Annotated in this window: 18 protein-coding genes; 7 read left to right on the top strand and 11 right to left on the bottom strand. The window is 65.3% G+C overall.

Annotated elements, in window-relative coordinates; genetic code table 11:
• Positions 1 to 34: 34 nt before the first annotated feature.
• The 11 genes from DGA31_RS20860 to tssA form a co-directional block, all read right to left on the bottom strand.
• Positions 35 to 1,963, bottom strand: coding sequence for a type VI secretion system Vgr family protein (locus DGA31_RS20860; RefSeq protein ID WP_109513830.1), 1,929 nt, complete (start codon positions 1,961 to 1,963; stop codon positions 35 to 37).
• Positions 1,964 to 2,196: 233 nt separating this feature from the next.
• Entirely contained in the window at positions 2,197 to 4,890 is a 2,694-nt protein-coding gene (tssH, locus tag DGA31_RS20855) for a type VI secretion system ATPase TssH (protein ID WP_109513829.1), read from the bottom strand.
• Positions 4,883 to 5,902 (bottom strand): type VI secretion system baseplate subunit TssG, encoded by a 1,020-nt coding sequence (gene tssG / locus DGA31_RS20850; RefSeq protein WP_421957997.1) that lies wholly within the window; start codon positions 5,900 to 5,902, stop codon positions 4,883 to 4,885. Before tssG ends, tssH begins: the two co-directional genes overlap by 8 nt.
• A 14-nt stretch (positions 5,903 to 5,916) precedes the next feature.
• On the bottom strand, positions 5,917 to 7,773 hold the full coding sequence (gene tssF, locus DGA31_RS20845) for a type VI secretion system baseplate subunit TssF (RefSeq protein WP_109513827.1): 1,857 nt from the start codon (positions 7,771 to 7,773) through the stop codon (positions 5,917 to 5,919).
• Positions 7,770 to 8,273, bottom strand: coding sequence for a type VI secretion system baseplate subunit TssE (gene tssE, locus DGA31_RS20840; protein WP_421957996.1), 504 nt, complete (start codon positions 8,271 to 8,273; stop codon positions 7,770 to 7,772). The genes tssF and tssE overlap by 4 nt, the downstream gene beginning before the upstream one ends.
• A gap of 108 nt (positions 8,274 to 8,381) precedes the next feature.
• Complete coding sequence (locus DGA31_RS20835; protein ID WP_109513826.1) at positions 8,382 to 8,831, bottom strand: hypothetical protein; 450 nt, start codon at positions 8,829 to 8,831, stop codon at positions 8,382 to 8,384.
• A complete protein-coding gene (locus DGA31_RS20830; protein ID WP_109513825.1) occupies positions 8,828 to 9,265 on the bottom strand; it encodes a type VI secretion system amidase effector protein Tae4 in 438 nt (145 codons plus the stop codon). Before DGA31_RS20830 ends, DGA31_RS20835 begins: the two co-directional genes overlap by 4 nt.
• Before the next feature lie 81 nt (positions 9,266 to 9,346).
• Positions 9,347 to 9,835, bottom strand: a complete 489-nt coding sequence (locus tag DGA31_RS20825; RefSeq protein ID WP_056842050.1) for an Hcp family type VI secretion system effector — start codon at positions 9,833 to 9,835, stop codon at positions 9,347 to 9,349.
• A 249-nt stretch (positions 9,836 to 10,084) separates the two neighbouring features.
• Positions 10,085 to 11,578 carry a type VI secretion system contractile sheath large subunit gene (tssC, locus tag DGA31_RS20820; RefSeq protein ID WP_056842195.1) on the bottom strand — a complete coding sequence of 498 codons (1,494 nt, stop codon included), beginning with the start codon at positions 11,576 to 11,578 and terminating at the stop codon, positions 10,085 to 10,087.
• Positions 11,579 to 11,593: 15 nt separating this feature from the next.
• Entirely contained in the window at positions 11,594 to 12,109 is a 516-nt protein-coding gene (gene tssB / locus DGA31_RS20815) for a type VI secretion system contractile sheath small subunit (RefSeq protein WP_056842051.1), read from the bottom strand.
• An 86-nt stretch (positions 12,110 to 12,195) separates the two neighbouring features.
• The gene (gene tssA / locus DGA31_RS20810; protein WP_109513824.1) at positions 12,196 to 13,218 is read right to left on the bottom strand and encodes a type VI secretion system protein TssA; all 1,023 of its coding nucleotides are present in this window, start codon (positions 13,216 to 13,218) and stop codon (positions 12,196 to 12,198) included.
• Positions 13,219 to 13,608: 390 nt separating this feature from the next.
• On the opposite strand from tssA, the gene tagH reads away from it, so the two are divergent.
• The 7 genes from tagH to DGA31_RS20775 are packed head-to-tail and all read left to right on the top strand — an operon-like array spanning position 13,609 to position 23,180.
• Positions 13,609 to 15,108 carry a type VI secretion system-associated FHA domain protein TagH gene (gene tagH / locus DGA31_RS20805; RefSeq protein ID WP_109513823.1) on the top strand — a complete coding sequence of 500 codons (1,500 nt, stop codon included), beginning with the start codon at positions 13,609 to 13,611 and terminating at the stop codon, positions 15,106 to 15,108.
• A 21-nt stretch (positions 15,109 to 15,129) separates the two neighbouring features.
• On the top strand, positions 15,130 to 15,633 hold the full coding sequence (gene tssJ / locus DGA31_RS20800) for a type VI secretion system lipoprotein TssJ (RefSeq protein ID WP_109513848.1): 504 nt from the start codon (positions 15,130 to 15,132) through the stop codon (positions 15,631 to 15,633).
• Between the two features lie 15 nt (positions 15,634 to 15,648).
• Positions 15,649 to 16,983 (top strand): type VI secretion system baseplate subunit TssK, encoded by a 1,335-nt coding sequence (gene tssK, locus DGA31_RS20795; RefSeq protein ID WP_056842054.1) that lies wholly within the window; start codon positions 15,649 to 15,651, stop codon positions 16,981 to 16,983.
• Positions 16,984 to 16,988: 5 nt separating this feature from the next.
• Positions 16,989 to 18,281, top strand: coding sequence for a DotU family type VI secretion system protein (locus DGA31_RS20790; RefSeq protein ID WP_056842055.1), 1,293 nt, complete (start codon positions 16,989 to 16,991; stop codon positions 18,279 to 18,281).
• Positions 18,278 to 21,802 carry a type VI secretion system membrane subunit TssM gene (gene tssM / locus DGA31_RS20785; RefSeq protein ID WP_056842056.1) on the top strand — a complete coding sequence of 1,175 codons (3,525 nt, stop codon included), beginning with the start codon at positions 18,278 to 18,280 and terminating at the stop codon, positions 21,800 to 21,802. Before DGA31_RS20790 ends, tssM begins: the two co-directional genes overlap by 4 nt.
• Positions 21,799 to 22,464, top strand: coding sequence for a type VI secretion system-associated protein TagF (tagF, locus tag DGA31_RS20780; RefSeq protein ID WP_109513822.1), 666 nt, complete (start codon positions 21,799 to 21,801; stop codon positions 22,462 to 22,464). The genes tssM and tagF overlap by 4 nt, the downstream gene beginning before the upstream one ends.
• Positions 22,464 to 23,180 (top strand): PP2C family protein-serine/threonine phosphatase, encoded by a 717-nt coding sequence (locus DGA31_RS20775; protein ID WP_109513821.1) that lies wholly within the window; start codon positions 22,464 to 22,466, stop codon positions 23,178 to 23,180. The genes tagF and DGA31_RS20775 overlap by 1 nt, the downstream gene beginning before the upstream one ends.
• Positions 23,181 to 23,187: the final 7 nt, after the last annotated feature.

The raw sequence follows: 23,187 nt of genomic DNA, 5'->3' as shown, positions 1-23,187 counted from the left end.
CAGAGCGCGCTCCTACAGGGCCCAGGCACTGGCTTCAGGTCTTGGGAAATATTTGCTTCACCGCCGCGTCGATCTCGCCCTTGACGCCCTGGCCCTTGGGTTCGGTGCCGGCGCCGGAGCCGTTGTTCAGGTGCAGGATGTCGCCGGTGTTGATCGTCGCGGTGCCGCTGGCGTAGACGCTGATGTTCACCCCGGTCAGGTTGATCTGCCCGCTGGCGTTGAGCTCCAGCACGCTTTTGCCGCACACCAGGCGCAGGTTTTCGCCGACCTCGATCAGGTAGCTGCGGCTGATGGCATCGGTCTTGGTATTGCCCACCAGCAACAGGTCGTCATGCGCCACCGCACGGATGCGGTCGACGCCGATGGTCACCGTCTCGGTGTGGTCCACCACCTTGGTGCGGTTGTTGCCCACCCAGTGGCTCTCGTCGTTCTCGACCTCGATGTCCTGGTTGCGCTCGGCATGAATGAACAGCTGCTCCTGGCCCTTCTTGTCCTCCATGCGGATTTCGTTGAAGTTGGCCGGCGTGCCGCCCTTGCTCGAGCGACTCTTCATGCCGCTCTGGGTCGCGTTGGCCGGCAGGTCGTAGGGCACGGTCTGCTCGGCGTTGTACACCCGCCCGGTGATGATCGGCCGGTCGGGGTCGCCTTCGAGAAAGCTGACAATCACTTCCTGACCGATGCGCGGCACCTGCATCGAGCCCCAGTTCTTGCCGGCCCAGGACTGCGACACGCGAATCCAGCACGAGCTGTTCTCGTTGGACTGGTCGTGCCGGTCCCAGTAGAAGTGCACCTTGACCCGACCGTATTGGTCGGTCCAGATCTCTTCGCCGGCCGGGCCCACCACGCGCGCGGTCTGCGGGCCCATGACCTGCGGCTTGAGGGTGCTGGCCAGCGGCTTGAAGCTTTGCTGGGCGTCGATGCAGGTCAGCCCGACCTCGAACTGCAGGCCGCCGCCACCGCCGGTTTCCAGACTCTCCTGGGCCACGTAGTAGCGCGCCGCGACAATCAGGTATTCGCGGTTCTGGTCCTGGCGGCCGAAGCCGGTCAGGCTGAACAGATGGCCGGCGCTCACGCCCCGGGCGTTGCCGCTCAGCTCGATGCGCTCGTGCAGGCTTTGCAGGGCTTCCAGGCGCGTGCGGGCGTAATGCTCGCCGTCCTGGTTCTGCTCGTAGGCGCCAGGGTAGTCGTACAGCGGGTAGTCGCCGGCAGTGTGCGGGCGCGGCATGCTCGAGCGCACTTCCAGGCGCGCACTGGGGCGCTGGAAGTCATAGTCGTTGAGCTCCAGCGAACCTGGCTGCACTTCCTGGGCCAGGCGCCAGTCGTTGAAGTGATCACGCTCGCGGTGCTGGCCGTCAGGCGGGTAGTACGGCACCGACTCGTAGCCCGGTGCGGTCTGGTGTGCGCCATAGGCGTCGGCCAGCACCAGCACGTGGCGGTCTTTTTCATGGCGGAAAAAGTAGTAGATGCCTTCGTGCTCCATCAGCCGGCTGACGAAATCCAGGCTGGTCTCGCGGTACTGCACGCAGTATTCCCACTCCCGGTAGGGGCGGCTGAGCGCATCTTCGAAATCGGAAAAGCCCAGGTCGCGAAACACCTGCTTGATGATCTGCGGCACGCTCTGGTGCTGGAAGATCCGGCAGTCCGAGGTGCGGCTGAGCAGCCATAGCCACGGCCGCAGGGTCACCTGGTAGCTGGCGAACTGGCCACGGTCGACGTTCTGGCTGCAGCGCGCGACGATGCCGTGGAAATGCCGCTGGGCGCCGCCGGTCAGTTGCAACGACAGGCACATCGGCTTGCCGAGCAACTGGTTGAGGTCCAGGGCGCCGTCGGTGGAGGTCAGCTGCAGTTCATAGTTGAACAGCCGCCCCAGCTCATCGCCGCCGCCCATATCCTTGAGCAACAGCACATCCGGCCCCAGGGGGCTGGTGATCTGCGCCATGCGTGTGAGTTGCTGGAAATTCATGGGTTATCTCGTCATGCGAAATTCATCGGCTATACACGAACGCTGTTGCTGTGCAAATGACGCTGTGTAGGAGCGCGCTTGCCCGCGACCGAGTGCGCAGCGCTCGCAAAAATTGTGTAGACGCTGAAAATTTACGACTGTAAATCTGCGAAACGCCACAAATTTACGACTGCTAACGCAGCCGGTCGCGGGCAAGCGCGCTCCTACAACGGGTCATGCCGGGATACAACAGATCATGCCGGCGCGTCATCGAATTCATAGTGCAATTGTCCGTCCTGCTGGCGGATGCGTACGCCGGCCAGGGGTTTGCCTTCGAGCATACGGGTCAGGAACTCGCGGCTCATGTCCGGCAACAGGGTGTTGGTCAGGATCGCATCGATCATCCGTCCGCCGCTTTCGGTTTCGGTGCAGCGCGAGACGATCAGGTCGATCACCTCGGCATCGTAATCGAAGGCCACCTTGTGGGTGCTTTCCACGCGCTTCTTGATCCGTCCCAGTTGCAGGTCGGTAATCGCCTTGAGCATCGTGTCGCTGAGCGGGTAGTACGGGATGGTCACCAGGCGGCCGAGCAGGGCCGGCGGGAAAATCTCCAGCAGCGGGCCGCGCAGGGCCTTGGCGATTTCCTCAGGGTCAGGCACGTTGGCCGGGTCCTGGCACACACGCGCAATCAGATCGGTGCCGGCGTTGGTGGTCAGCAGGATCAGGGTGTTCTTGAAGTCGATCACCCGGCCTTCGCCGTCTTCCATTACGCCCTTGTCGAACACCTGGAAGAACATCTCGTGCACATCCGGGTGGGCCTTCTCCACCTCGTCGAGCAACACCACACTGTAGGGCTTGCGCCGGACTGCCTCGGTCAGCACGCCGCCTTCGCCGTAGCCGACATAACCGGGTGGCGCGCCCTTGAGAGTCGAGACCGTGTGCGCTTCCTGGAACTCGCTCATGTTGATGGTGATGACGTTCTGCTCGCCGCCATACAGCGCCTCGGCCAGCGCCAGCGCGGTTTCGGTCTTGCCCACCCCGGAGGTGCCGGCCAGCATGAACACGCCGATCGGCTTGCTCGGGTTATCAAGCCCGGCGCGCGAGGTCTGGATGCGCTTGGCGATCATCTGCAAGGCATGGTCCTGGCCGATGATGCGCTTGCTCAGGTGCTGGTCCAGCTTGAGCACGGTTTCCAGTTCGTTGCGGGCCATGCGCCCCACCGGAATCCCGGTCCAGTCGGCGACCACCGAGGCCACCGCCTGATAGTCCACGGTGGGCAGGATGAGCGGCGTTTCGCCTTGCAGTGCGCTCAATTGCTGCTGTAACTCGACCAGCCGGATGCGCAGTTCATGGCCGCTGTCGCCGGCGGCCGCGGCGGTCACATCGCTGTCGACCACTCCCACGCTGTCGCGCAGTTGCGCGCGCAGCTTGAGCAGTTCGTCCACCAGGGTTTTTTCATCGGCCCAGCGCACTTCCAGCCCGGTCAGGCGTTCCTGCTCGGCGTCCAGCAGCGCCTGGGCCTGGCCCTGTCGGCTGCCGGTGTGCACGCCGATGGCGTGCTCGCGGGCGATGATCTGCAATTCGGTCTGCAGCGCTTCGATGCGCCGCCGGCTGTCGTCAACCTCGGCCGGCACCGCATGCAGGCTGATGGCAACCCGGGCACAGGCAGTGTCCAGCAGGCTGACCGACTTGTCGGGCAACTGGCGCGCCGGAATGTAGCGGTGCGAGAGCTTGACCGAGGCTTCCAGCGCTTCATCGAGCACCTGCACCTGATGGTGCTGCTCCATGGTCGAGGCCACGCCGCGCATCATCAGCAGCGCCTTGTCTTCGGACGGCTCGGCCACTTGCACGACCTGGAAGCGCCGGGTCAGCGCCGGGTCCTTCTCGATGTGCTTCTTGTACTCGGCCCAAGTGGTGGCCGCCACGGTGCGCAGGCTGCCGCGGGCCAGCGCCGGCTTGAGCAGGTTGGCCGCGTCACCGGTGCCTGCCGCACCGCCGGCACCGACCAGCGTGTGGGCTTCGTCGATAAACAGGATGATCGGCCTGGGCGAGGCCTGGACGTCCTCGATGACCTGGCGCAGGCGCTGTTCGAACTCGCCCTTCATGCTGGCGCCGGCCTGCAACAGGCCGACGTCCAGGCTGCGCAGCTCGACGTCCTTGAGCGCCGGCGGCACGTCGCCGGCGACGATGCGCAGGGCAAAGCCTTCGACCACGGCGGTCTTGCCCACGCCGGCTTCGCCGGTGAGGATCGGGTTGTTCTGCCGGCGGCGCATGAGGATGTCCACCAGTTGGCGGATCTCTTCGTCGCGGCCGACAATCGGGTCCAGCTCGCCGTTGCGCGCCTGGGCGGTCAGGTCGATGGTGTACTTGTTCAGCGCTTCCTGCTTGCCCAGCGCACTGGGCGCCATGGCGCCGCTGGCTTCGCCGGGCACGGCGCCGGCATTGAAGCCGTCGCTGGCGCGCAGGGCGTTTTCCGGTGAATCACCGACGTACTCGTCGAAGCGCTCGGTCAGGCTTTCGATCTTCAGCTTGCCGAACTCGGCCGACAAGCCCAGCAGGGCATTGCGCAAACTCGGGGTCTTGAGAATGCCGATCAGCAGGTAGCCGGTGCGCACCTGGCTTTCACCGAACATCAGGCTGCCGTACACCCAGCCGCGCTCCACGGCTTCTTCGACATGCGACGACAGGTCGGTGATCGAGGTCGAGCCACGGGGCAGGCGATCCAGCGCCTCGGTCAGGTCGCTGGCCAGGCGTGCCGGCTCCACGTTGAACTGGCGGATGATGCGGTGCAGGTCCGAGTCCTGCAGCTGCAGCAACTGGTGCAGCCAGTGCGACAGCTCCACATACGGGTTGCCGCGCAACTTGCAGAACACCGTGGCCGCTTCGATGGCCTTGTAGGCCACGCTGTTGAGTTTGCCGAACAACGCGGCGCGACTGATTTCACTCATCTGACAGGTTCCTTGAAGTGGGGGTCGAACCGGGCTGTCGGGTATCGCCAGCCTGATCGGCGTAGTGCCGGGCCAGGATCAGTTCGTCGGCATCTTTGTTGCGGTGCCCCAGCCAGGTGTTGAAACCCAGCCGCTGGCGCCCGTTGAGTTGCAGGCGTGGTACCTGTGGTTGCTTCAGCACCAGGTTCAGGTCCCAGTCCAGTTCAAAGCCCAGGTACTCGGCGACCCAGGCCACCAGCTCGCGAAACGGCTGGCCACCGGGAAGCATGCCCATGTACTGCTCAAGCGTGAGCGGTCCCAGGCGAATGCGAAATTTATGCTGGCGGTCCCAGACATGCCGGCCCAGGCACAGGTCGACGCCCAGCCGGTTGGCACTGACGCTCACGCGACTGCGCTCGGGCAGTTCCAGCCATTGGCCAACGTATTCCTCGATGTGCACCGGCAGGCCGAAGTACTCGCCCAGGATCGCTTTCAGGCCATCCGGGTAACGGGTCTGCGCGGCCAGGTGGCCGCTGTAGTGCAGCTTGGCGGTGCCGGGCAGTTCGCCCTGTTCCAGCTGGCCGGGCAGGCCGCGCCCGCACAGGGCCGCCAGGCGCCCGGACCAGTAATCGTCATCGGCGCGGTCATGGCTGACGGTCGGCCGGGCCTCGGCCCACGCGCGGTAGAACAGGCTCAGCAGGCGATGGTGAAACACATCCAGGAAGCGCTTGCTGGTGCTGTCGGCGTGGTTGCGCTGGCGCTCGCGCACGTATTCGGTCAGGTGCAGCGGCAGCGGCCCGTTGGGTCCGCCCAGACCAAAAAAGAACTGCTCCAGGCGCGCCGCGTTGTCGTCGTCGCCCGGCTGCACGCTGGCGAGCGTGGAGGGCGCAAAGGCACTGTCCTGGCGCTGGCCGAGGCGCACCGGGTCATCGCCCAGGCGCAGCGAATGGCCAAAGCGCGGCAGCTCGGGGTGTTCGCACTCGATACGTCGCAGCGCCTGGAAGAAGTCGTACTCCCAGGGCTGGTCGTGCATGGCATCAAGCGTACTCACAGCGTCGGCCGCCGGCCGGGCTGGGCCTTCCAGCGCATGATCTCGCCACGCTCGGTGCTGCGCAGGACGGTTTCGGTAAAGCTGTTGATCGACACGTAGCGGCTCAGAAAGCGCTCGAACACCGCGCCCAACAGAAACACGCCGGTGCCACGAAAGGCGTTTTCATCGAATTCCAGCGTGATCTCCAGGCCGCGTCCGAACACGATCGGCCCCGGCATCGGCAAGCGCCGCGTACACGGCTTGCTGCTGACTTCGCGCAGGCCCTCGATCTGCAGTTGCAGCGCCGCGTCCTGGTCATCGCCGTACAGGCGCAGCAGTTCGCGCAGGGCGGCGGCGCCCTGGCCTTGCTCGCTCAACGACAGGTAGTTGAGCGACAACTGGCTGATCAGGCGCCAGGCCTTGTTGTCGTGGGCATGGCTGGCGCGGGGGCGGCTGGGCCCGGCCAGGCAGCGAATGGCTTGCACCGGCGCGCTGTCGGCCAGGGTGAAGTCACTGGCACCGCCCAGGCGCATGAACAGCGGCAGGTCGCGGTTGGTGCACAAGGCCGTCAGGCCCAGCTGGCGCAGGTCGTGGCGGTAGGGCGCCTGCTGGCTGTCGACCAGGCTGATGAAGCTTTCGCTGCCCACGTAGGTCGAGCGCGTGCCGGTGCGCCGCTGCTCGCTGGACAACACCCGTGGCTCGCGGCGCAGGCTGTAATAGGCCTTGTCGCGGCCATAGCGCGACGGGTCACGCACCGCGTAGAACGGCAGGAACGGCTGGTCGGGCCCGGTGCCGAAGCCGGTCACACCGGTCAGCGAGTGAATCTCGAAATCCATCGGCCGGGTGCGGTCGGCAATGGCATGGTGCTCATGCACCCGGTCGGTCAGGTGAATGCGGTCCAGGCGCTTGGGAAACAGGTTGATCGCCGGGGTGCAGTAGGGCACGAACTGCTCGCGTCCCACGCTGTTTTCCAGGCTCTGGTCAAAGCGTTCCAGCAGCACGATCAGTTCCAGCTCTTGCCCGGTGCAACGGCCCACTGCGCGTTCCAGGCCACTGAAGTCGATGAACAGAAAGCGCTGCGGCAAGGCGAAGTATTCCTGCAGCAGGCGATAGCCCTGGAACGCCTGCGGCACCACCGGCAGCGCCGCCTCGCGGTCATCGAAGCCGCACGGGCGCAAGGCATCCACCGGCAGGCGCTCGACCCAGTCGCTGCCGGGCTGGCGGGCAAACACCGCGCAGGTGTTGGCCAGCAGTTGCTCATACAGGCGATAGGGCAGTTCATCGGCGCCGTGCAGGTACAGCGGCAGGTTGCCCAGGGCCAGGCTGTCGAACGGCAATTCGGCGCCGGTGCGCAGGGTGATGCGCAAGGCCGCCTTGGCCTTGGGTTCGCTGGCGGCCAGGCGCCCGAGCACGGCCGCCGGGTTGCCGAAATAGTCGGCCTGGCTGACTTGCACCGGCCACAGGGTCACCGCCTGGGTGCTGCGGTATTCGCACGAGGTCTGCGAGTCGCGGCCCAGGGCAGCCCGCAGCACGCTGTCGCGCGGCAGGGTAAAGCCGTCGGCCAGCGAGCCTTCGTCGGGGTCGGCGTGCATCTGCACCACGGTCATCGACGGCGTGGGCGCCAGATAGTGCGGGTAGGCGATTTCCAGCAGGTTGTGGGTGAAGGTCGGGTATTCGGCCTCCAGCTTGAGCTGCACGCGGGCGGTCAGGTAGGCAAAGCCTTCGAGCAGGCGCTCGACATACGGGTCGGCGCAATCGAGCCCCGACAGCGTCAGGCGCCCGGCGATCTTGGGGTACTCGCGGGCAAACTCCTGGGCGCTCTCGCGGATGTGCTGCAGCTCCTGGTTGTACAACCCGAGCAGGCGCGGATTCATGGGCGTCTCCGTTGTTCGGCAGGCAAGACTTTTACATGACCCGATTCCAGGTCCAGCTCGGTGCGCAGCAACAGCGGCAGGGCCACCGGTTGCGCCCACAGGTCGCCCTGGATCTCGAAGCTCAGGGCGTTATGGTTCATCTGTTCATGTCCCACATGGGCACGCACCCGTACAGTGTGTGCCAGCAGGCGCGGCTCGAAGGTGGTAATCGCCCGATGGATCAGGCTTTCGAGCACCGCGATGTCGACCCCCGACACACTGCTGCCGGCCAGCGCCGGCAGCCCGTAGTTGACCACCGAGGTGCCCGCAGGCGTGTGCAACGTGGCATCGGCGTCCAGCAGAGAGGTGGTGTTGAGCAGCCAGGTCAGGTCGCGCAGCACCGAGGCCTTGAGCTGGCTCAGCGACAGCACGCGCTTGTCCGTGCCCTCTTGCAGGTTGCCCGGGTCATCGTCAGTGAGGCGATCAAGCAGGGAAGGCTGCAGGCGCTCGCGCGGGGTCATGTTGGTCACCAGTCGAAATTCCAGATCAAGGCTTTCTGATCCCAGTGAGCAGGGCCACACCCCGCAATCCGGCTGACAGGGCTGTAACTCGGCAAAGTGCCTTCGTGGTTACCAACGGAACAACCCCGTGAACATTTTCTGATCTTGCTGACCGATATGGCACATAGCGCTTCTGTTCACCCTTGAGGTTTCCAGCGTGTTGTCACGCAACCGCACGGCTTGAGATGTTTTCACGCAGTCTGTGTCAGGTGCCGGGTTGGGCTGACTGTGCTCTACCAGCACGATAGGGACCGAATTGTGCACTTCAGTCTGAACCTTGCCCTGTTTGTCTGGAGTGAACTGGCAAGGCCAGTTCATCTCCAGTTTCAGGTCACTATTGTCTGGCTTGCGCAGCACACATTGCCCCTCATGCTCTACCAACTGCAAAGGCTGGCCGGCGAGCGTGGCCTGGGTCAGAGGCGTCGACGATGCGGGTACTTGCTCTTGCGGCTGTGCACAAGCGCTGAGGCTGAACAGAGCCCCCATGAGGAGGGTAATGCCTGAGTATGTTCTGGTCATGGCAGCTCCCAGAACCAGATTTTCTTGGACATGTAGTTGCCGTCGTCAAAACCTTGAGTGATACCGCGATTCCATAGGTCAATGTGGTCTCCGGTGCGGTCCTCCGGTTTCTCCGAAGCTCTGGCAAAACAGTCCTTGAAAAAGATGATGCCGCGCTTGTCACGAATAGTCTGTCGAGCGCTGGCAGTACCTTCAATGATCAAGGGCCTGCCCAAATGATGGCGCCATAACCAGTTGGCCAGAGACTCGGCACCGCGAGCGTGTTCATGCTTGCATTTCGGATCTGTGTAGGTGGAGTTGTTGACGCGGATGCTTCGCTCACCGTTCAGGGCAATGCTCATGCGAATGGCGCACTGGTTTCCCCACGGTTGATCACAAGGGCTAGCCACTTTGGGATAGGCCTGCTGCAAATTGATAAACGAAGGTTTGGCCATCTGTGTGTCTCCTTACCGCCTGCCTGGCAGGCATCCTGATGCCAGTTGCCCCCGGCCGGAGCGGCCGGGGACGCCAAGACCTTAGCGCTTGGTATTGGAGCGGATGTTCCAGCCGTACTTGATCGGGCCGCCTTCCTTGCTGCCGTCGGCTTTCTGCGGCTGGTAGTCGACCAGGACCTGGGCGAAGTTCAGGGTCACGTTCTCGATCAGGCGGTCATCGGCGCCCGAGCCACCGGTGCTCAGCGAGGTGACCAATACTTCTTCGAGGTTGATGATCAGGTACTCGACCTGGTTGTCGCCGCCGGCCTTGCGCACGGTCAGGGTGACCTTGTCGATGTGCTTGCCGCTGGAGCAATGCATCATCAGGTTGGGGGTCGCCTTGTCGACGTACTTGGTGATCGACAGGTCCTGAATGTTGACCTTGCCCGCACCGCCACCGGTGCCCATGTGCATGTTGCCGGACTGGGACATGCCCCAGCTCCAGTTCAGCACTTCGATTTCGTCCTTGTGAGTCTTGTCGACCGACTCGCCCTTGATGTCACCGATCTTGATGAAAATATCGACAGCCATGGTTTCTCCTGATGTGGCACAGCGCCACTGAGTGATTTGTGCGACAACACCGCTTTTCTAACTACGCCGCCTATGACGCCTATGACGCCTATGACGCCTATGCCGTCTACGCCGCTTACGCCGTCTATGTAGGAGCGCGCTTGCCCGCGACCGAGTGCGTAGCGCTCGCAAAATCTGCGAAACGCCACAAATTTACGACTGCTAACGCAGCCGGTCGCGGGCAAGCGCGCTCCTACGGCGGTTTCAGGGTCAGGCGCCTTTTGTCGATGGCAGCTTGGATACCAGGCGCAGCGACACGGTCAGTCCTTCGAGCTGGTAATGCGGACGCAGGAAGAACTTCGAGGTGTAGTAGCCCGGGTTGCCTTCGACGTCCTCGACCACCACTTCGGCGGCAGCCAGCGGATGCTGGGCCTTGGTGGTTTCGGTGGAATGCGCCGGGTCCCCGTCGACGTAGTTGAGGATCCAGTTCTGCAGCCAGCGCTGCATCTCGTCGCGCTCTTTGAACGAGCCGATCTTGTCGCGCACGATGCACTTGAGGTAATGCGCAAAGCGGCAGGTGGCGAACAGGTACGGCAGGCGCGCGGCCAGGTTGGCGTTGGCGGTGGCGTCCGGGTCGTCGTATTCGGCCGGTTTCTGCAGCGACTGGGCACCGATGAACGCGGCAAAGTCAGTGTTCTTCTTGTGCAGCAGCGGCATGAAGCCGTTCTTGGCCAGCTCGGCCTCGCGGCGGTCGGAAATGGCGATCTCGGTCGGGCACTTCATGTCCACGCCACCGTCGTCGGTGGGGAAGGTGTGCGCCGGCAGGTTCTCGACCTCACCACCCGATTCCACGCCACGAATGCGCGAGCACCAGCCGTAGTGCTTGAACGAGCGGTTGATGTTCACGCCCATCGCGTAGGCCGCGTTGGCCCAGGTGTACTTGGCGCTGTCGGCGCCGTCGGTGTTCTCTTCGAACGCAAAGGCTTCGACCGGGTCGGTCTTGGCGCCATACGGCAGGCGGGCCAGGAAACGCGGCATGGTCAGGCCGATGTAGCGCGAATCCTCGGACTCACGCAGCGAGCGCCAGCCGGCGTACTCGGGGGTGGTGAAGATCTTGGTCAGGTCGCGCGGGTTGGACAGCTCCTGCCAGGAACCCATGCCCATCACTGTCGGCGAGGCGGCGGCAATAAACGGCGCGTGCATCGCGGCGCAGACCTTCGACAGCTCGCCCAGCAGTTCGACATCCGGGGGCGACTGGTCGAAATAGTAATCGCCGATCAGGCAGCCATAGGGCTCGCCGCCGAACTGGCCGTATTCCTCTTCGTACATCTTCTTGAACAGCGGGCTCTGGTCCCAGGCCGTGCCCTTGAACTTCTTCAGGGTCTTGTGCAGCTCCGGCTTGGAGATGTTCAGCACGCGAATCTTCAGTTGCTCGTCGGTCTCGGTGTTGTTGACCAGGTAATGCAGGCCGCGCCAGGCACTTTCGACCTGCTGGAACTGCGGGTGATGAATGATCTGGTTGACCTGGGCGGTGAGCTTGGCGTCGATGGCCGCGATGATCGACTCGATGGACTTGATCGCGTCGTTGGACACCAGGTCGGTCTGGGCCAGGGCCTGTTCGGCCAGGGTGCGCACGGCGGTCTCGACCGCTTCGCGGGCGCGCTCGGTCTTGGGCTTGAATTCCTGCAGCAGCAGCGAGGCGAACTCGTTGGTGTGCTCTACGGTGCCCGCCGGGGCCTGATTGTCACGCTGTAAATCGGTCATGGTCATGGGTCCTGATCAAGCGGAGGGCTCGGAGTCCTTGGGCTTAGGCGCACTGGCCAGGGCTTGCAGCAGCGCCGGGTCCTTGATGGCTTTCAGAATGATTTCTTCGGCGCCGGTCTTGCCGTCCATGTAGGTCAGCAGGTTGGCCAGCTGGGTACGGGCTTCGAGCAACTGGTTCAGCGAGTCGACCTTGCGCGCCACGGCCGCCGGGCTGAAGTCGTCCATGCTCTCGAAGGTGATGTCCAGGCTCAGGTTGCCTTCGCCGGTCAGCTCGTTGGGCACATGAAAGGCCACCCGCGGCTGCATGGCCTTGAGCCGCGAGTCGAAATTGTCGACGTCGACTTCCAGGAACTTGCGCTCGTTCACCGGCGCCAGGGGTTCTGCGGGCTTTCCGGTCAGGTCGGCCATCACGCCCATCACGAACGGCAGCTGCACCTTCTTCTCGGCGCCGTACAGTTCCACGTCGTACTCGATCTGCACGCGAGGCGCACGGTTGCGCGCAATGAATTTCTGCGAACTGGTTTTCGCCACGTTGCTTCTCCTGGTCGCTGCTGCGACGGTGTTGGCCTCAAAGCCGATAACAGGTTGCGCATCCCAAGCGTGATCCGCCTCGCGGGTCAGTCAGGCTCGGGACCGCGCAGGGTTTCAAACTGGGACATGCCGTCGGGAATCAGGTTGCGCACGATCGCCTCGAAGTCGGCATTGACCAGGCCCTTGGCACGGTTCAACAGCATCGGCAGCGGGCTGGAGGGCTCGTGGCGGGCGTAGTAGGCCAGCAATCGGTCGAGGCTGCGCAGCACGTCTTCACGGCTGTTGATCTCGGCACTCGCGGGTGCGGCAAAGGCCTGTACCCGGGCGGTGCCGACGTCGTCGGCGGCCTGCGGGGCCGGGACCTCGTCGTCGGTGCCCGCTTCAGCGGCCGGGGCATGCTCGCCCAACACCTGCAAGGCCTGGCGCAAGGGCTGTTTCAGCGCGGCCAGGTCGATGCCATGCTCGGAGCCTACATGTTCATTGACGAACGCTTCGATGGCCGCTGCCCGTTGCAAGGCCTGGCGCAGGGCCGCGTGGGTGTCCTGCAGGGTCTGCGGGTCGCTGTCGCGCAAGGCGGCGCCCAGGGCTTCGAGGCTCAGCGACTCGTCGCTGGCGTGTTGCAGGCCACCGGCGTGCAGCGCGGCGCGCACGCTCAAGGTGCCGAAGGCGCGTGAGCGCACCAGCGGGCTTTCACGCAGCAGGCGCAGGTTGGTGTCGCAGGCCAGGCCCGCCAGCGCATTGACACGCAGGGTCGGGTCGTTGTCGTCATCGGCGTCCAGCAGCGGGTACAGCGTGTCCCAGTACTGGCGCAGCAACTGGTCGATCAGGTCGAGGGTATTGGCCAGGCCGGCAATGCCGTCCAAAGCCACGGCGCTCTGCACCAGAAAGTGGGTGATGCGCAGGTCCTTGCTGCGTTGCAGCAAGCCGCTGGCCGACTGCTCGATCAAGCGCCAGGCAGGCGGTTCGGCAGCTTGCACGGCATCACCCATGACACGCTCGGGTTTGCCCTGTGCGTCACGCTCCAGCTGCAGGAAGTCGGCGTCGTATTCCAGATCCTCGCCACAGGGCGCGTCGGCTGAAACAGCGCTGAGTAACAGTGCGACATCCATCAAACGTGATCTCCTTATCGACTCAGATGATGTCTACGGTTATGTAGGAAAATTTTTGGAACTATTTGAAGAGGCTGTAGTCAGCCATAACTTGCTAGATGTCATAGTGACACTATCGAGTTTTTAAAGTGGTGCATTTTTGGAGTAGTTAAAGGGCAATGTCAAGGTTAGGATAGGCGCCCTTTCGGGAAGTTGTGACACAGCTAACAGCTTGCATGTTATTTTGACATCGCTTGGCGGGGCGTGATTATCATGCGCGCAAAGTCGCCGATCTGCAGGCTTTTAGTTGTTATCCCGGAGGTTGAACTTTTTCGGAAGTTGCCGGTCAGGCTTGGGTTGTCAGGGCGCAGAGCGGCCATTTGATCAAATGCGATATAGCAGGGAGGCACGATGTCGCTGTGTTTGACCATCACCAGTTACCACAAGATTACGCCGGGCCAGTGTGCAGAAAAGACCCTGGATCAAGGCGTAATGGCAATTGGCCGTAGTTCGGAAAATGACTGGATACTTCCTGACCCGGAGCGACTGGTGTCGTCGCGGCACTGCGTCATTCAATATAAGGACGGCCGTTATTACCTGACCGACCACAGCACCAACGGCGTCGAACTGGTCGAGGCGGGTATTCGCCTGCGGCGCGGTAACAGCGAAGTATTACAGGACGGTGAACTTGTGCGCATCGGCGAATACGAGATTCGCGTGCGCATCGATTTCAACATGCAGTTGCCCGAAGCAGGGCTGAAGGCGGGTGAAACGGCGAACAGTTTCGAAGCGCTGATGAGCCGCCAGGACAACCACTGGCAGGCGTCGCCCTGCGCTCAACATCCGGGTTTGCCACCGATCGACGCCCCCGGCATGGCCCGCCTGCAAGGCGGTTCGGCGCAGGACACCTTTGCCGACCTGTTCGATTTCCTGACACCGGGCAGTGTCGCGCCGGCCACCCAGCCCGACCATGTGCCGGCCCGCCAGCATGACTTCCGGCCACCGACACCGGTGCTGCCTGCCGCCCCGGTTGCCGCCCCTGCCGAAGCGCCGCCACCGGCACCGACCGCTGCCGCGCCGGGCATGATTCCCGATGACTGGGACCCGCTGGCCGATCTGGTCGCGCCAGCGCCTGTCCCTGTTGCGCCGGCGCCGGTACGCCCGGCCGTGGTTGCCGCGCCAATCCTGCCCGCCGCCCCGGCGCCTGAGCCCGTTACCGCCTTGCCGCCGCCGGTTGAGCCTGCACCTGTGCCTCCCGCCGCCGTGCAGCCCCCGGCGGCGCCCGTTGCACAATCTCCGGCGCCACCGCCGGGTGCTCAACAGCAGGACCTCTTGCAAGCCTTCCTGCGCGGTGCAGGCTTGGACCAGTTGACCCTCGACCCGGCCCAGGCCGCCGCGCAGATGGAAGCCATCGGCCGCAGCTACCGGCTGATGGTCGAAGGCCTGATCGATGTGTTGCGGGCCCGCACCAGCCTCAAGGGCGAGTTCCGCATGCAACAGACCATGATCCGCCCGGTGGAAAACAACCCGCTCAAGTTCGCCCCGAATGCCGATGAAGCGCTGCTGTTGTTGCTGCGTCATGGCAACCAGGCGTTCATGGGGCCCGAACAGGCGATCGAAGACAGTTTCGACGACCTGCGCGCCCACCAGTTGGCCGTCATGGCCGGGGTCGAAGCGGCCATCAAGCACCTGCTCAAGCGCTTCGAGCCGGCCGCGCTGGAAACCCGCATGGGCAAGCCCGGCGGGCTGACCAACCTGTTTGGCGGCACGCGCCAGGCGCAGTACTGGCAGCAATTCACCGCGCTTTACCAGCGCATTTCGCAGGAAGCCGAAGACGACTTCCAGGACCTGTTCGGCCGCGAGTTCAGCCGTGCCTACGAAGCGCACAGCCAACGCTTGCGCCGCCCCTGAGACCCTGCCGTGAGCATTGCGATGTTGCGTATCTTTGCCCCCCTGATTGCCCTGGCCTTGCTGCTCGGTGGCTGTTCGTCGAAGCCTGGCGAGCCGCCCGCGCCTGCACCGGTCGAGGCCGCCGAAGACGGTGCCATCACCCTCTACCTGCAAGCCGCGGCCGGCCTCAATCCTGGCGCCAGTGGCCAGCCGGCCCCGGTGCGGGTGCGGATCTTCGAACTCAAGAACAGTGCGGCCTTCAGCCGTGCCGATTATTTTGCCCTGGCCGAACGGGCCGGCGATGCGCTGGGCGCGGACCTGATCGATCAGGACGAAGTGCTGGTGCGTCCCGGTGAAAGCCGCCGCGTGACGCGCACCCTCAACCCGGCCACCCGGCACATTGGCCTGGTGGTCGGCTACCGCGAAATCGACCGCGCCCTGTGGCGCCTGGTGTTGCCGGTCGCGCCCCGACAAGACCCGCCTTACCGCATCGAACTCGATGCGCAGGCTATCCGCAGCGCCCCTGTAACCCTTCCTGCTCACTAGGCAATCGGAGAACCCATGTCCTGGAACAATCGTGTGGTCTGGTCGGAAGGCATGTTCATTGGAACCCAGCATTTCCAGCAGCATGACCGCTACCTGGAAAACCTGGTCGACGCCCGCAGCCGTCCGCTGTCGGCGGCGGCCTGGGGGTTTTCCGAACTGCTCATCGACCAGGGCCTGCTGGCCCAGGGCAAGCTGGCGATCATCAGCGCGCGCGGGCTGCTGCCCGACGGCACGCCGTTCAACATTCCCCATGACGACCCGGCACCCAGCCCGTTGATCCTCGACGACAACGTGCGCGACGGCCTGGTGTACCTGGGCCTGCCACTGCGCCGCGCTGGCGTGCGCGACACGGTCGATGAAGGCGAGGCCGCCGGCGCGGCCCGCTATGTCAGCCAGGTGCGCGAAGTGCGCGACGACAATGCACCGTTCGAAAACCGCGCGCCGGTGGCCGTTGGCGCCCGCGCCTTGCGCCTGCTCACCGAGCAGGAAGGCCTGGGCGACTACGCCGTGCTGGGCGTGGTGCGGGTCATCGAGAAACGCGCCGACCACGTCTTGCTGCTCGACGAGCAGTACATCCCGCCGCTGCTGGACATCGCTGTCAGCCGTCCGCTCAGTGCCTTTCGCAGCGAGCTGCAAGGCCTGCTGCGTCAGCGTGGGGAAGCTTTGGCCGGGCGCGTGGTGGCCTCCGGCGCCGGCGGTGCTTCGGAAATCGCCGACTTCATGCTGCTGCAACTGGTCAACCGCGCCGAGCCGCTGGTCCAGCACCTGGGCCACCTCAGCCCGCTGCATCCGGAGCGGCTGTACAGCGAGCTGGTCAGCCTGGCCGGCGAGTTCGCCACCTTCTCGACCCGCGAGCACCGCCCGCAGGAATTCCCGCGTTACCAGCACGACGACCTGCAAGCCAGTTTTGCCCCGGTCATGCAGGCGCTGCGCGAAGCCTTGTCGATGCTGATCGACAGCAAGGCGGTGCCGATCCCGATCGTCGAGAAAGCCTACGGCGTGCACGTGGCCATGCTGGCCGACAAGAGCCTGCTGGACAACGCCAGCTTCATCCTGGTGGTACGTGCCGACATCCCCGGCGAAACCCTGCGCGGTCGCTTCGGCCAGCAGAGCAAGGTCGGTTCGGTGGAGCACATCCGCGACCTGGTTAACCTGCAATTGCCGGGCATCGGCCTGTTGCCGCTGCCAGTGGCGCCGCGCCAGTTGCCGTTCCATGTCGGCTCGACCTACTACGAACTCGACCGGGGCAGCGAGCACTGGCAGCAATTGAGCCGCTCCGGCGGTTTTGCATTCCATATCGCGGGTGAATTCCCGGGCCTGAACCTGGCGTTCTGGGCAATCCGAGGATAAGCGGCATGCACCCCACCGATGACCGTACTCAATTCATGCCGCGCCCCGGTGGCCGCCCGGCCAGTACCGGCGAGGCCGCGCCGGCTGCGCGCGAACCCGAGCCGCAAGGCCCGGCGCTGACGCCCGGCCAGGCCCAAGGCCTGAACCCGCTGGAGGCGGCCGCCGGCCCCCTGCTGGCCTTGCTGACCCGCCTGCGCAACACCATCGCCCACCCGGCGCCGGCCAGCCTGCGCGCCCAGTTGCTGGCGCAGCTGCGCCAGTTCGAAGAGCGTGCCGAGGCGGCCGGTGTGGCGCGCAATGACGTGCTGCTGGCGCGCTACGTGCTGTGCACCGCGCTCGATGAAGCAGTGATGAGCACGCCGTGGGGCAGCAGCAGCGAGTGGACCCAGCAAAGCCTGCTGATCACCGTGCACAACGAAGCCTGGGGCGGCGAAAAGTGCTTCCAGCTGCTGGAGCACTGCCTGCAAACCCCGCGTGAGCGCCTGTACCTGCTGGAACTGTTGTACCTGTGCATGAGCCTGGGCTTCGAAGGCCGCTACCGGGTCATGAACAACGGCCGCAGCCAGCTCGACGCCCTGCGTGAGCGCACCAGCGCGGCGATTCGCAGCGCCCGTGGCGAGCGCGAGCAGGGGCTGTCGCCGCGCTGGCGCGGCCTGCTGATGGCCCGCGACCGCCTGGCGCAGTTCATGCCGCCCTGGGTCGGCGTGGCCATCGGTATCGCGCTGTTGCTGCTGTTGCTGTTCATCCTGCGCCTGCAACTGGCCGCCGAGGCCGAGCCGGTGTTCAAGCGTATTCATCTGTTGGGCGAGATCCCGGTGCAGGCCATCGACCGGCCGGTGGTGCAGCCCAAGCTGGTTGAGCGTCCGCGCCTGGCAGGATTTTTGTCCGACGAGATCCGCGCCGGCAAGGTCGCCGTGCAAGACGCGGTAGACCGCTCGGTGGTGACCATTCGCGGCGACGAGCTGTTTGCCTCCGGCAGCGCCACTGTGGTCGACGCCTACCAGCCGCTGATGCTGCGCATCGCCGAGGCGCTGGGCAAGGTCAAGGGTGAGGTGCGCATCACCGGCCACAGCGACAACCGGCCCATCGCCACGTTGCGCTTTCCGTCCAACTGGGCCTTGTCCCAGGCCCGGGCCGAACAGGTGTTGCAGATCCTGGCGGCGCGCACCGGGCAACCACAACGCTTCACCGCCGAAGGGCGCAGCGACACCGAGCCTCTGGCCCCCAACGCCACCAGCGAAGGGCGCGCGAAGAATCGCCGGGTTGAAATCACGGTATTGGCGGAGGGCGTGGAGTGAAGGCGTTTCTGGGGTTTGTCATTCGCTGGGTGATCCCGGTGCTGGGGCTGCTCGCCCTGAGCCTGATCATCTGGTTTGTCGGTCCGCTGCTCGATGCGCTGGTGCCCGAAGGCCGGCGCTGGCTGATTATCGGCCTGCTGTGGGCGGTGTGGATCGGCTGGCGGGTGTTTCGCATCATCCAGGCCCGGCGCCAGGCGGCGCGGGTCATCGAAGGCCTGGCCGCCGAGACTGAACCGGACGCGGCCAGCGTGGCCACCGCCGAAGAACTGGCCACCCTGCGCCAGCGCATGGACGAGGCCCTGGCCCTGCTGAAAAAGGCCCGGCTGGGCGGTGATCAGCGGCGCAACCTGTACGAGCTGCCGTGGTACGTGATCATCGGCCCGCCCGGTTCCGGCAAGACCACTGCGCTGGTCAACTCGGGGCTGGACTTTCCGCTGGCCGCGCAAATGGGCAGCGGGGCCATCCGTGGCGTGGGCGGTACGCGCAACTGCGACTGGTGGTTCACCGACCAGGCCGTGCTGCTCGACACCGCCGGGCGCTACACCACGCAAGACAGCCATGCGCAGGTCGACAAGGCCGCCTGGCTGGGCTTTCTCGATTTGCTCAAGACCCAGCGGCCGCGCCGGCCCATCGACGGCGCGTTCATCGCCATCAGCCTGTCGGACCTGCTGCTGGGCAGCGACGAAGAGCGCGCCGCCCATGCGGTGGCGATCCGCAGCCGGGTGCAGGAGCTGCATGACCAGTTGGGCGTGCGCTTTCCGATCTACCTGATGCTCACCAAGCTCGACCTGCTGCCCGGCTTCATGGAGTTCTTCGATGCCTTGAGCAAGGAAGAGCGCGCCCAGGTGTGGGGCACCACCTTCGCCCTGGACGACGGCAAGCAGGCCGCCGGTCCCCTGCAGGATTTCCCGGCCGAGTTCGCGGCGCTGGAGCAACGCCTCAACGAGCGGCTGGTCGAGCGCCTGCAACAGGAGCGCGACCCGGCCCGTCGCGACCTGATCTATGGTTTCTCGCAGCAGTTCGCCGCCCTGCGCCAGGCGCTGCAAGGCTTTCTCGAAGGCGTGTTCAAGCCCAACCCGTACGAAGAACGGCCCCTGCTGCGCGGCGTGTATTTCACCAGCGGCACCCAGGAAGGCAGCCCTATCGACCGCCTGATCGGGGTCATGGCGCAGAGCATGAGCCTGGACCGCCAGCACCTGGCGCGGCAGAACGGCACCGGGCGCAGCTACTTCATCGAAAAGCTGTTTACCGACGTGGCCTTTGCCGAGCAGGGCCTGATGAGCGCCGACCCCAAGGTCGAGCGCCGACGGCGCTGGATCGCCCGCGGCGTGCTGGCCGCCACCGTGGCGGTGGTGCTGACCGTGGCCTCGCTGTGGTGGGTCAGCTACCGCGCCAACCAGAACTACATCGCTCAGGTCGACGGCAAGGTCGCCCCCCTGGGCCCGCAAGTGCAGAACCTCAGCCCCGCACAGCGCGACGTGCTGGCGGTGCTGCCGCTGCTCGATGCGGTGCGCAACCTGGCCGGTGACGCACCGGACTGGTCCGAGGGCCTGGGGCTGTACCAGGGCGACATGCTCGAAGCCGAGTCCGGCAGCGTCTACCGCAAGCTGTTGATCGCGGTGTTCGCGCCACGCCTGGTCAGCCGCATCGAAGAGCAATTGCGTTCCGGTGGCTCGTCGGACTACCTGTACGAAGGCCTGAAGGCCTACCTGATGCTTGCCGACCAGGAGCACTACGACGCCGACTTCATCAAGGCCTGGATTGCCCTGGACTGGGAACGCAGCCTGCCGCGCGACTTGCCGGCGCAGCAGCGCCAGGCCCTGGACGGCCACTTGCAGGCGCTGTTCGAGCGTCATCCGCCCAAGGCGCGGCTGGACCAGCCGCTGATCGACGACCTGCGCCGCCAGTTGCAGCAGTTGCCGATGGCCCAGCGCGTCTATGACCGGGTCAAGCGCCAGAAGCTGCCAGCCGGCGTGCCGGATTTTCGCCTCAACGAAGCGGCCGGGCGCGATGCCGCGCTGGTGTTCAGCCGCAAGAGCGGCAAGCCGCTGGGCGAACCGCTGAATGGCCTGTTCACCGCCAAGGGCTACCGCGAAGGTTTCCTGCGCAACAGCCTGAGCCAGGCCGGCACCCTGGCCGAAGAGCAATGGGTGCTGGGCGGCGGGCAGGGCAGCGTGCCTGGCGCGGCGCTGGACGTTGCCAGCCTGGCCGGTGAAGTACGGCGCCTGTACTTCCAGGATTTTGTCCGCGAATGGGACGCGCTGCTGGCTGACATCGACTTTGTGCCCATCACCAGCGTGGCCCAGGCGGCCGACGTGCTGCGGGTGATTTCCGGCCCGGACTCGCCGCTGAAAAAACTGCTGGTCGAGGTGGCGAAACAGACGGACCTGCAAGAAGAACAACGCTTGCTCAATGCCCAGGGCAAGAAAGCCGACGACGGCGTCGACCAGCTCAAGCAACGCCTGGGTTCCTTGCTCGGCCAGGAACAACAGAGCGGCGCGGCGCCGACCCCGGCAACCACCGACGACCCGGTCAGCGCGCACTTTGCCGAGCTGCGCCGGCTGGTCGGGCAGGGCGCCGACAACAATCAACCCGCCGGCATCGACGCCTTGCTGGCTGACATGAATGCCTTGTACGTGCAGGTCAGCGCCATGGTCGGCGCCAGCGGCGATGCGCTCTTGGGCGAGGCCAAGAACCAGACCACCGCCGCGGCCAACCGCGTCAACCTCAGTGCCGAACGCCAGCCGGCGCTGGTGCGCGGGCTGGTCAAGTCGGTAGTCAACTCCACCACCAACACCATGATGGGCGGGGTGCGCAACCAGTTGAACGCGGCCTGGACCAGCGAGGTGCTGAACGTCTATCGCCAGTCGCTCAGCGGCCGCTACCCGATGTCGCCCGGCAGCAGCCGCGACGCCACGCTGGATGACTTCGGCATGTTCTTCGGCGTCGGCGGGGTGATGGACAATTACTTCCGCAAGTACCTGCAACCCTACGTCGACACCTCGACCAACCCGTGGCGCTGGCAGCCGGGTGCGGCGCAGAAGCTGGGCATCAACAGCGGCGTGCTGCAGACCTTCCAGCGCGCCAGCGTGATCCGTGATGCGTTCTTCCGTGCCGGCGGCACTCAGCCGGTGGTGCGTTTCGAGCTCAAGCCGGTGGCGATGGACGCCTCGATCACCCAGTTCCTGCTCGACCTCGACGGCCAGCAGATCAGCTACGACCACGGCCCCAGCCGCCCGGTGGCCATGCAATGGCCCAACCCCGGCAGCATCGGCGTGGTGCGCCTGTCGATCAGCCCGCCCTCGGCCAGCGGCCGCTCCGGCGTCACCCTGGACGGCCCGTGGGCGTGGTTCCGCCTGCTGGAGCAATCGGACCTGACCGGCGGCAACGGCCCTGACCGCTTCAACCTGCGCCTGCGCGTCGACGGCGCCAGCATTGCCTACGAGTTGCGCGCCAACAGCGCCTTCAACCCTTTCAAAAGCCGTGTCCTGAGCGGTTTCAGCCTGCCGGAGCGGTTATGACCTACGCCGGGTTCTACGGAAAACTGGCCAGCCGCGGCGACTTTGTCAGCCGCGACTTGCCGCAATCGTTCATCCAGCCCTGGGACCGGTGGCTGGCCGCCGGCCTGCTGGCCAGCCAGCAGCAACTGGGCAACGACTGGTTGCAGGCCTACCTGGTCAGCCCGCTGTGGCGCTTCGTGCTGGCGCCAGGGGTGTGCGGGCCGCAGGCCGTGGCCGGGGTGCTGATGCCGAGCATCGACCGGGTCGGGCGGTACTTTCCGCTGACCGTGGCCGTAGTACTGGATGAGTCGCAACCGATGAATGCCTGGCTGGCGGTGGACGACTGGTTCGAACAGGTCGAGGCGCTGATGCTCGACAGCCTGACACCGGACAATCGCTTTGAAGCCTTCGAGGCCGGCCTGCAAGCCGTGCCGGTGCCGGCGTTCGATGCCGTGGCGGCTACCGAGGTGCAGGGCGACCTGCAACGCCTGGCCGCCACCACCGCGCCGATGCGCCTGGCCGCACTGGCCGAGCAGGGCTGCGTGGGCGCCAGTCTGTGGTGGGGCCGCGGTGGCGAGCACATTGAGCCTGGTCTGTGGCGCTGCCACGGGTTGCCGGCGGCCGCCGACTTTGCCCGGGCCTTGCTGGGGCTCGACAGCGTCGGTCAGGAGGGCCAGGCCTGATGGCACTGACTTTCCAATCGGCCAGCTACAGCCACACCGGCATGGTTCGCCAATTGAACGAAGACGCCTGCCTGGCGCTGTCCGAACGCGGCCTGTGGGTGGTGGCCGACGGTATGGGCGGGCACGCGGCCGGCGACTATGTCAGCAGCCTGATCGTTGATGCCCTGCGCGGGGTGCCGCCTTTGGCGGACCTGACGATCTACGGCGAGGCGCTGGTGCAGCGCCTGCAGGACCTCAATGCCGAGGTACGCCAGGAAACTGCACGCCGGGGACTGTCGATGATGGGCAGCACGGTGGTGGTGCTGGCTGTGCGCGAGGATCAGGGCGAGTGCGTGTGGGCCGGCGACAGCCGCCTGTACCGCCTGCGCGACGGCGTGCTGCAAGGCTTGTCGAGCGATCACAGCTACGTGCAGGAACTGATCGACAGCGGCCTGCTCAACGAGGCCCAGGCGCGGGTGCACCCGCGGGCCAATATCGTCACCCGCGCCATCGGTGTCGAGGCGCGTCTGGCGCTGTCGCGGGTGACGCTGGACATCCTGCCCGGCGATACCTTCCTGCTGTGCAGCGATGGCCTGAACAAGACCGCCGAGGACCACGAGATCCGTGACGTCCTCGCGCACCCCAACCCTTATGAAGTGGTTCGCAGCCTGGTGCACCTGGGGTTGACCCGTGGTGCGCCGGACAACATCACCGCCATCGTCGTCAAGGCCAGTTGAGAGCCGT

The sequence above is a fragment of the Pseudomonas ovata genome (assembly GCF_003131185.1).
Classification (GTDB): Bacteria; Pseudomonadota; Gammaproteobacteria; order Pseudomonadales; family Pseudomonadaceae; genus Aquipseudomonas; species Aquipseudomonas ovata.
This window is presented reverse-complemented; position numbering and strand designations above follow the sequence as displayed.